An 11,199-nucleotide genomic window follows, 5' to 3' on the forward strand; every position below is an offset into this window, starting at 1 on the left:
CTTGCATATGCCGTAATGAATGGGGTTAAAGCTAGGGGAGAAAAAGGACAATACAGTACAGAACGTATTCATTTTAACAAAAATAACCATTCTTAACTTTTCGTTACATAGTTAGAAACTTTTCCGCCGACCTACTTATAGCCAATTCATGGAGTTTAAGAGATTAGTAAATATTGGACAGCAGGAAGCATAATAAGTGGTGTTATGCCTCCTTTTGTCAATCCAATCTGCTGTCTTAGTTTATGATCTTTTTCCATACATACTGAAGATAACTTATCAAACCTTGATCTTCACACTGCTACGCCTTGGTGAGCAGACAAGTGGGAGATGCTTATTAAAATTAAAGTAAGTTTGATGTTAGACATTGTGCAACTATTTGTTTTGTCTTCCCGCTACTATATGATAATAACTGAAGTCCAATTCCTGCCATCCCAGTAAATAATCCAGGTAACAGTAATTCACCTTCTTGAGTTGAAAAAAGGCGGTAAGAGTTTTGGTTTGAAGCTCTTTTCAGACTTAATTCTACTACTTTCTGAGCAAACAGATCCCATTTATCACCCATGTTAAAATCACTGGCCAATTTCAAAATAGCTGCTCTACCAAAGCTTCCACAACAGAGATGATCGACACCCATATCTTGTTTTGCGGTAGTTTCAAGAGCTATTTCTATTTCTGTGGCGATTTGCTCATCCCATATCCCTGATTGTTTGAGACACAGACGACTCAAGGCAATACCGGGAGCGCCATGACACCAACTGTTCATAAATTTTTTTGGTTCAGGACTGGAGCGAAAATCTGGCCAGTTTCTTTTTTCAAGACAAAATACAGAGCGTTCGTAAACTAAACCTTTTTGAATAGCAGTTAAAAAACGTTCATCTTCCGTCAGTTGATATAAACGAGCTAAAGCAGCAATAATCCCAGAAACACCATGAGAAAAACCTGTTAGAGGCTTTGTATCTCTTAAGGTCAACCATCCGCCATTTTCCATTTGTTGAGAGATCAGATGCTCTCCACATATAATAGCTAAGTCTAAAGATTTTTGAGATGACAAATTTTTGCTTTCAACATCTTGAGCTATTGATAAAAGTGAACCAATCAAGCCAGCGCAACCGCTAATTAAATCACATTCTTGATCTTTATTGATACGTTCTAAGGTAAGACAATCTATAATCACTTGAGCGACTCTTCCATAGTCAGCAAATCTCTCGTCAATAGGGTTGATTTCTAACTGGCTTAGAATCTGGAGTGTTAAAAGGATTCCACCAGTTCCTGATAACCCAAGAGGTTGATCTCGTAAATAACGAAATAAAAGAAAACTATCTTTTGATTTAACAATATCTAAGATATGAGCGACAGAACCACGAATATCGTTAACTAAAGATTCTTGATATTCTAAATCCGAGTTTTGTTGTCTTAAAAAATGAGTTAAGGCGGCAAAAAGTAAAGCAATACCACAACGACCTCCATAGAGGGAAAGACCAACTAAACCAAAGTTAAATTTTTCTTGATCTTGTCCGATGTCTATACCTAACCATTCAGGATAGCCACGCTGATCTCTGATTGCTTGTTGCTGTAACTGTTTGGCGATACGAATTACTTCATCAAATTTATAGTCAATACTTGAGCAAGTATCAGATATATTAATTTGTTCTGTCGGAGTTTCTAGAGAACTAACTTTAATTTGCTTGGCTTCTATTGTTCCTTTAATTAATTGTATTTGAAAATTAATTTCATCAATTGACAGTTCTTCTAACCTTCTTCGACAAGCTAATAAACCAGAGGTATCTAAAAAACGCTCAATATTGGGCAAGCCGTCAGATAAGGTTAAGGTATCACTATCAATTAAATGTTCAAAAAATGGAATGTCGAATTGTTCCATTTGTCTTAGTTCAGCCTCAAAAACCGCCCAATTAATCGGTTTTTCGATAGCCAAAACATAACTACGAGCAAGTTGTTCTAGTTTAAGACTGTAGGCTATTGCATTTTTTAAGGAAGCAGGTTCTAAACACTGAAGTTGAATGAGAAAGTAGATACGAGTAGCGCGAAGAACAATCCGACGGGGTAAGCCAGCAAAATTTTTAAGTATAGAATTTGAATCTAACCATGCCTGACGATAATCAAGAAATTGTTGCATTTGTATGCGAAATCCTTCACACAGTTCCCCTTGAAATTCTTTTAGACGATTAGAACTGCCGATGGGGAAAGGAGAGCTAGTGGGGATGTCAACGGGTGTCTCTACTTCTCCCCAAAACATTCCATCACTATTAATCCCTAACCATCCAGGTTGTTCAATATAAGAACTTTTAGGAGGTATTATACCTAAAGCACTAATATCAACTGCATGAGCTTTTCGTCCTATAAATAGCCATTGCGGTAACAAGCCAATACGTAAAACTGAGCTTCCCATTGACTCTTGTAAACTGCTAATAGCAATGTCATCATTATTAGTATGATTACCAACATCGCCTTCTAAAAGAGTCTCAGTATCAATAAGTATTAATTGCTCTCCACACGCAATTAAGTTTTCATGGTGACAATCTGTACAACCCAATATATGAAGAACTGCCATCAATCGGCCTGCATTTTTGTAAAAATTACTTAACTCTTGATCATTAACACAGGGACGATGTTCCACGAACTCCATAAAACCAAATCCTTGCATGGGAAGGATTTTCAAAACCCGAAATACATTTTCTCCAATCTGTTGATTGATGATACCAAGCAATCGTTGATAGACAGAATCTACATTCATGTCTTTAGGTTTATATACTACTTTTTTAGGCGTTTCCTCTTTATGGTCTGATTCTTTAAAGTGTAGGACTGCAACAGAACGCCCCCCTCGATGAAAATCACTCATTCCTTGTTGAATGTCACTTATTTTGGCATTGATTGAAATACCAAAGCAAATCTCTAACTCTTGTCGGCTTTCATGAATACGTTTCAAGAGTTCAACACTTGATTCTAGCCACAATTCTACTACTGTTGCCAACAAGCGTCCTAAAACAGGATATATCGTTAATATCTTTTCAAGACCATCCTGAAGATTATCTTGAATAAATGTTAAGTAAGCCTCCCTTATAGGCAGTCCACTACCATCACCATTATCTCCTAGATGAGCTAACAGTATTTGACCGGGAGTTCGACCTTTGTGAAATTCCTCCCACAGAATTTTCTCACTTAATTGACAAAGACGGGTAAGTAGTGTTTCTGTTAGACTGTTTACAGCATCATCACTAACTGCCTCTAAGAAGTCTAGAGATAAACGCTGTTTAATCTCAGTCACTCCCCAATCACATAAAGGCAACCAGAGTTCTTCAAAAGGTAAAGGCTGAGACTTTGTAGAATACTGGTTTGCGCCTTTCTCTTGACTAAAACTACATCCAGCCTCCACGAGAACTTGACGCAAACAAGTCAAGAAATCTAACCAACTTGGATGAGCAGGAACCGCATCTTCAGGAGGATTTAAAGCCCATAGAGCTTGATTAGGAGTATAGCCTGACCATTCTAAACGCTTAATAAAGTTCTCAGTTTGGTTAGGGGCAACAATCTTGCTCCATTCATCAAGCTGGTGTGATTCATTAACGTACTCACTCAAGTTTAGGACTTGAGAGTAATCTAGACGCTGTCGGAGAGTCCAGCCCTCCTTGGCTAGAAGTTTTGGTAAACTTTTAGACTTGTTGTTTTTCATTGTTGATTTGGTTCTTCTAAAAAATCATAACTCCCGGTTCGCCCATTTAAAATCGAGTTACAAAAAAGCTGAACGATTTAATCAGGGTTTTCGGCTTTGATAAAAATGTACTACCCTACAGACTTTATGCGATAGCGAAGCGCTGCTGCAAGCAGTTCGCATAAAAATAGAGTTTTAGCGCCGGATGTGGTAGTTCAAGCTAAATTTCGGGAAATCGCTAAAACCATTACGACACCTGGATTTCTTGTTTTTTTGGCAATTTCTCGAACTCCAAAAAAAATGAGCGAACCGGGAGTCATAAGTAAAACTTTAATTGATTCTAGGAAACCCGCTTGCAGCAATTACTACATTTGCTTATGAAAGTATATAAGGTAAACGTACATAAATCCATATATTCAATCTCTCCATCCGAGAACTCTGGAGCCGATGCAATATTCATCGACGCTTGCAAGGATTCTAGAGTTGTTAGGTTCAATTCAACCCAGTCCTGTTTAGTAACTCTTAATGTTTCTTGCAAAACAGGGTCAGCTTTGATTTTTTGAAGGACATTGGCTAATTGTGTTGCATTCATGTTTGTTATTCATCATTCAGGTAAAAATGGAATCATAAGATTTTGTTACATTGTTGATCTTATAACAACATTGTTCAGCAAGTGCATCACGACATCCCGCGTCTTGTCATGAGTAGGACTTACGCAAGATGTGACTGAAACACTGATTCTTGCGTAGCGGTAATTCATGAATTACCGCTACTTTCGTGATGTTTTGCGTAAGTCCTAATAGCCTGCTTAACGGACTAGGTTCGGGATAATGGCAATCAATCTACGAAATTGAATACGGGAACCAATTGAACACTGCGAAATTCGACACAAGAGGTTCCGCAATTGCTACGATAACCACAACAAGATCCGTTAATCTCTAATTCCTCATCTGAGAACTCTGGAGCCGATGTAATATTCATTGACGCTTGTAAGGATTCTAGAGTTGTTAGGTTCAATTCAACCCAGTCCTGTTTAGTAACTCTTAATGTTTCTTGCAAAACAGGGTCAGTTTTGACTTTTTGAAGGACATTGGCCAATTGTGTTGCATTCATGTTGATGATTCCTCATTGAACGGATGGTGTAGATGGTATTTCTTTATGAGCAAGGTGCGATGGTATGTCTAGCATGAAGGACTATCATTTGAATTCGGTGTTTTGGAGTAACAGGTATTACACTCACAACTAAGCAACCACGAAAAGGCTGCATCTCCCATGATCGGTCCTTTAACAAATTCAATCTCTCCATCCGAGAACTCTGGAGCCGATCCAATATTCATCGACGCCTGCAAGGACTCTATATCTACCTGCATACCTCTCTTGTGCGCCAATTCGGCCACAATTGCCAGTATTTCATTTTGGCTGACAGATACTAAAGCACTCCTGAGATCACGAGCAAAAGTCTCATCTGACTTCACTTCGTTGAGAAATGCTGAAAAAGAACGTGGTGACATTTAAGAACCTCCAAGAAAATGGCAGTCGCAAATCATTTGTAAAATCTTAAATGCTGGAACCCTTACGGGTAAAGCCTTTCGGCAGAGGACAATTTACAACCTAAATGTGACTCACTACTAGGGGAATACATATACCACTATAAAACCAGAAACCTCAACTCTCGTCTTTGTAATGATTAAGTTATGCTTTTTTTATGATTGCTCTATGTTCACTTGTGGTAATATACACAGATAAGCCAACGATGAAAAGGGTTTGTACCTATTATGACCAAATCGCTAATTATTGATTTAGGACTAGGCAATTTACAGCAAAATACCCCTGTGAGGATAAAGTTATGGTGGAACTCAGAGCAGAAAAGAGCAGATGAATATAATACAAATTTACCACCAGATACCATACTCCCTAGACTCTACAAAATTTGGCAAAAGCTTTATAATATTCGCTATCAAACTGTCAGCAGTCGTTCATCTGTAACTTTATTGACAAAAAAGCCTATCCCAACTTATATCCGCAGATGTCCTCAATGGGATTTTGATGATTTATGGCAAAATATAGATAATTTATCCGATGATATAAACGATAATAACTTATTACAGCAATTAGATGATTTTATCAATTTAGAAGCAGGATTATTAGACCTATGTGAAAATATTAGTAGCAGTGATATCAATAAAAATTTAGGCTTGGCACAGCAGAAACTAGAAGAACGTTTTAATACTTGGCTGCAATATCAAGAATTTGTTAATTGCCAGCATCAATGGGATAAAAATCAATTTTTAGATATTAATGATGAAATTTTTGTACTCTTCCAAATTCAAGATCACTTAATCCGCAAACTTCCTTGGCATCAGTGGAATTTTTTTGATAAATATCCCTTGGCTACTCATGGTTTCGGCTCTCTTTCTTATCAAGGTAGATTTGTTAGATCAAAATCAAGTAATCAAGTAGAAATTCTTGCTATTTTGTGTGATGATGAGGGAATTGATTTACAACAGGAACGCATTATTTTTGACCAGTTGGTTAATGATTTAGATGTAAAAATAGACTTTATGACTTTTCCTTTTAACCGTAAACAGTTAGAAGAAAGGTTAGAAAAAGGTTGTGATATTTTATTTTTTGCTGGACACAGTAAAACTCAAAGTGAATCGGGACATATATATATTAATGACCAGGAAGGTGTTACCATCAATGATTTAAATAATAGTTTTGAAGCAGCTATTGATCATGGATTGAGACTGGCAATTTTCAACTCTTGTGATGGACTGGGATTAGCAAATGATCTAGCAAAATTGAATATATCTCATGTTATCGTCATGAAAGAGCAAGTTTCCAATTTCATTGCTCAGGAATTCTTTCGTTATTTTTTAGAGTTTTTTGCTCAGGAAAAATATCCCATATTTTTAGCAGTTCAAGAAGCTAGAAATAAATTAAAAAAACATGAATTACAATATCCAGGAGCATCCTTTTTACCTGCGCTTTGTACAAATCCCGCAGTGGTAGAACCTCTCACCTGGGAAAACTTACGTGCTGTAAATACTAAAGGTTTTCATGCTGATTGGGGAAATGTACCTCCTGTAAACCATTTTTTTGGACGCACAGAGGAGTTAGAAAAATTAAAACAATGGATAGTTAATGAAAGCTGTCGAGTATTGGCTATAGTTGGGAGTGGAGGAATAGGTAAAACCGGACTTTCTGTGAAGTTAGGTCAGGGTGGGATAGGTAAAACAGATTTATCTGTAAAATTAGCCAGGGGTATGCAAGGTGAATTTGATTATATCATTTGGAGATTCCTACGGAGCGCTTCGCTATCGCTCCTTAACGCCCCACCATTTATAGAAATAATCACTGATATCATCAAATTTCTTTCTCATCAACAAGAAACTAATTTACCAGAATCACCAAATATTCAAATAAATACCTTACTTGGATATTTAAAACAAAATAGATGTCTTTTAATTCTTGATAATATTGAATCAATTTTAGAAGCGGGAAAATATCGACATGGCTATGGCGTTTATGGTGAAATGTTCCAACAAATTAGGCAAGAAAAACATCAAAGCTGTTTGCTGCTTACCAGTCGAGTGATACCACCAGAAATTGAATCAAGAAGATATAAAGATGGTTCTGTTCGTCTTTTAGAATTAACAGGTTTAAGAGAGACAGAAGCAGTCAAGAAAATTTTTCAACAAATCGGTGAATTTAGGGCTACAGATGAAAACTGGGAAAAACTAATTGAAGTTTATGGTGGTAATCCCCTATTTTTAGAATTGAGTGCGGGTTTTATTAAAGAACAATATCAAGGAAACATTGCTATTTTTCTAGAAAAAGAACAACATCTTTTAGAAAAAAGCATCGAAGATGATTTACTAAACTGGCACTTTCAGCGATTAAATAAATTAGAAAAGGAGATAATTTACTGGTTAGCAATTAATCGTGAACCAGTTTCAGAATCAGAATTATTAGAAGATTTACTAGCAATTTCTAAATTACAGCAAGTCAATAAGCATTTGCAATCATTAAAAAAGAAAATCCCTCTAGAAAAAATAGTAGAAACTTCCACAGATAATCCTAAGTTTACTCTGCAACCTGTGATTATTGAATATATAACTAAGCGATTAATCAATCAAATGGTAGATGAAATTAGAGATAATCAAATTGAATTATTTAATAGTCATGCCTTGTTTAAAGCTCAAGGTAAAGAATATATCAAAGATATGCAAATTCGTCTGATTCTCAAACCAATTATAGAACAACTACTTCCAAAATCTGAATTTAGAAATATTGATAATAATTTAAACCAATTGTCCAAAAATATTCCTCAAAATCATCTAGAACTAATAGAGAAAATACGTAGTGAAATAAATAATTTACATAATCAAGTAAATCTTGAATATCTGCTAATTCCTATCCTATCTAATTTAAAAAGGCAACCTAATAAAAAACCAGGGTATGCGGCTGGTAATCTTCTAAATTTATTGATTCAGGAACAGATAGAAAAACAGCAACCTATTTTAAATGACTATGATCTTTATAATTTAACTGTGTGGCAAACTATTCATATAAATTTATTGATTGAGGAAGGAATAGAGAAACAGCAACCTATTTTAAATGACTATGATTTTTCTCATTTAACTGTGTGGCAAACAGACTTCACCAGAATACATATTCATAATATTAATTTTACACAATCAAAATTTAGAAATTGTCTATTTATTGATAATTTTGGCTCTGTTTTAACTGTTCAATTCAGCCCAGATGGCAAGCTATTTGCAGGTTGTGATATCAATGAACAAATTCGCATTTGGAGAATGGAAGATAATCAACTTATTACTATATGTGATGGACATAATGATTATGTACTATCAATCTCATTTAGTCCCGATAGTAAATTAATAGCTAGTAGCAGTATAGATAAAACAGTCAAAATTTGGGAAGTGAATACAGGTAAACTATTAAAAACGCTAAAAGGACATACAGGTTGGGTGATTACTGTTAAATTTAGTCCTGATGGTAAAACAATTGCCAGTTGTGGTGGTGATGGTATAAAGATATGGAACATTGAAAATGGAGAATGTTTAAAAACTTTACCAGAGCAAGAAACAGGTGTATTTTCGATTGATTTTAGCCCAGATGGGAAAAAACTTGTCAGTGGTAGTCCTGACACAACTATCAAAATGTGGGATGTGGAAACGGGTAAATTATTGCAATCTTTACCAGGGTTGAATAAATTAACAAGTTCAGTTAGTTTTAGTCCTAATGGTAAATTGCTGGCTAACTCTAATGGTGGGGTAACTTATAGAGATAAAGAAGAAGTCGTAAAAATTTGGGAATTTAAAGATGGAAAATGGCAGCATATTCAGACATTAACTGAAAATAAAGCTTCAGTTAGGTTTATTTCTTTTAGTCCAGACAGCCAGAAACTTGTTTGCTGTGTATCTCTATATGATGACTCTCAAAAATATCATCCCATCAAAATTTATGATGTTAATACTTATGAATTTAAAACTCTAGAAGGACATATTAGTTCGATATTGTCAACGGCTTTTCATGCTGATAACCAAAGACTTGTTAGTAGTAGTGAAGATGAAACAATAAAAGTTTGGGATATCAAGGCAGGAAAGTGTATTAAAACTCTATATGGTTACACTGATTGGCAGTTAGCAATTGCCTTTCATCCCAATGGTGAAATATTAGCTAGTGGAGATAATAATGCAACTGTAAGACTTTGGAATATTAAAACTGGTAAATGTCTTAAAACTCTACTAGGACATAAAAATACGATTTGGTCACTTGCTTTTAGTCATGATGGTAATCAACTAGCTAGTGGTAGTACAGATACAACTATTAAAATATGGGATATCAAAACTGGTAAATGCGTAAAAACATTTTTTGGAGAAGAAGAAAGAATTTGGTCATTAGCATTTAGTCCCGATGACAAAAAACTAGCTAGTAGTAGCTTTTACCAAACAATTAATATATGGGATATTGAAACTGGTAAATCTCAAAATCTGAAACCAGATAAAAGTAGTAATGCTGGCATAAAATCAGTTGCTTATAGTCCCAATGGTCAAATACTAATTAGCGGTAGTGAAGATAGCACGATTTGTATTTGGGATGTGAATACTTATGAATGTTTACAAGTTTTAACCGAACATACAGATAGGGTAAATTCCGTTAAATTCATTAATGATCAAATATTTGTCAGTGCTAGTGAAGATAGTACAATTCGATTATGGAATTTGAATACTTATGAATGTCTGCAAGTTTTTCGAGGACATCAAGATAGATTAACTTCCGTTGATTTTAATGGTCAAATACTCGTTAGTGGTAGTACAGATAGGACAGTGCGACTTTGGGATATTAAAACTGGTGAATGTAGAAAAATTCTCTCAGGACATACAAAAAGAATTGATACTGTTGTTTTTTCTGCCGATGGTCAAACCGTAGCAAGTTGCAGTAGAGATGGTACAATTAGTTTATGGGATATGGAAACATATAATCGTCAAATTCTCCGCGTGCCTAGACCTTACGAGGGAATGAATATCACTGGAATTAAAGGTTTAACTGAACAACAAAAAGTCACACTCAAAACTTTGGGTGCTGTGGAAGATTATTGATGGATTGAGTAAGTAATCATAATACATAAAGACCTTTTTCAATAGTTTGTTCACCCAGCTTAACTTCAATACAAAAAGGAGATTTTGATTCAATGATAAAACTAGAGCGGAGAGTTTTTCTTTTTGCTAGTTTTTCATCTATTATTTCTCCTGAAGATTCATAAAAAACTAAAATTTTCAAGTTTTCAGGTAACTGAATCTGTTGATTGGTCCTAAGTATTTGTAAAGTTATGCTATGTAAACCTTTTTCTGATGTTTCATTGAGTTCTTCTTTTTTTATTTTCAACAACAGAGATGTATTTATTGGATTTAAATGGATAATTTTGCCAATTTCATTACGCTCATTTTCGTGGCTTCTAACTTGAGATGATAAGGGGCGACTCCCTTCAATTGTTTGATTTATGAATTTTTTTGGATCATCCCAACCATCTGGAAAATTGCGTTTATTAAATTTTCCAGATAAAGAAATTATATTATTGCGTTGATTATTACTAGGCTCATCTGCATCCAAAATCCGAATACTTTCAATAGGAAAAGTATTTAATTCCGTAAGTGTTTTTGATTGAACAAGATTGATCAGTTTTTCAATATCTGCATCAGATCCTTCTATAAATAATCTGATGCTACCGGATTTTATATCGAAAATTAAGATTGTATCCCCTGAATGTTGCCGTAAAATTTCTTCAAGAATCTTTAAATTTTCAACAGAATCAACATCACCAGTTAACACAATTTCTGCTTTTTGGGTTTTATTTTGTCTATCTAAGTAAGTCGGCGCAAAGAAATCAAACTATGTAAAGATAAGTAAATACGGAAAATCAATCTACTGAGGTGATTAAAATATGGGCGCTCGTTTAAGGGTATTTTTAACTCGTGAGCAAGATAAAACCCTGTTGAACCTAA

At 35.0% G+C, this 11,199-nt stretch carries 5 protein-coding genes; 1 reads left to right on the top strand and 4 read right to left on the bottom strand.

Going from position 1 to position 11,199, the window contains the following annotated elements; genetic code table 11:
• Nucleotides 1-340: 340 nt before the first annotated feature.
• The 3 genes from PN450_RS00805 to PN450_RS00815 form a co-directional block, all read right to left on the bottom strand.
• Entirely contained in the window at nucleotides 341-3,688 is a 3,348-nt protein-coding gene (locus PN450_RS00805; RefSeq protein ID WP_271835071.1) for a type 2 lanthipeptide synthetase LanM family protein, read from the bottom strand.
• An 816-nt stretch (nucleotides 3,689-4,504) separates the two neighbouring features.
• A complete protein-coding gene (locus PN450_RS00810) occupies nucleotides 4,505-4,780 on the bottom strand; it encodes a hypothetical protein (protein ID WP_271835072.1) in 276 nt (91 codons plus the stop codon).
• Nucleotides 4,781-4,848: 68 nt separating this feature from the next.
• Entirely contained in the window at nucleotides 4,849-5,178 is a 330-nt protein-coding gene (locus tag PN450_RS00815) for a hypothetical protein (protein ID WP_271835073.1), read from the bottom strand.
• A gap of 264 nt (nucleotides 5,179-5,442) precedes the next feature.
• Between PN450_RS00815 and PN450_RS00820 the strand changes: the two genes are divergently transcribed.
• The gene (locus PN450_RS00820; RefSeq protein ID WP_271835075.1) at nucleotides 5,443-10,296 is read left to right on the top strand and encodes a WD40 domain-containing protein; all 4,854 of its coding nucleotides are present in this window, start codon (nucleotides 5,443-5,445) and stop codon (nucleotides 10,294-10,296) included.
• A gap of 16 nt (nucleotides 10,297-10,312) precedes the next feature.
• Here PN450_RS00820 and PN450_RS00825 read toward each other — a convergent pair whose 3' ends face one another.
• Entirely contained in the window at nucleotides 10,313-11,026 is a 714-nt protein-coding gene (locus PN450_RS00825) for a hypothetical protein (RefSeq protein ID WP_271835076.1), read from the bottom strand.
• Nucleotides 11,027-11,199: the final 173 nt, after the last annotated feature.

Origin of the sequence: Dolichospermum lemmermannii CS-548, from assembly GCF_028330815.1 — a bacterium.
Taxonomy (GTDB): Bacteria; Cyanobacteriota; Cyanobacteriia; order Cyanobacteriales; family Nostocaceae; genus Dolichospermum; species Dolichospermum lemmermannii.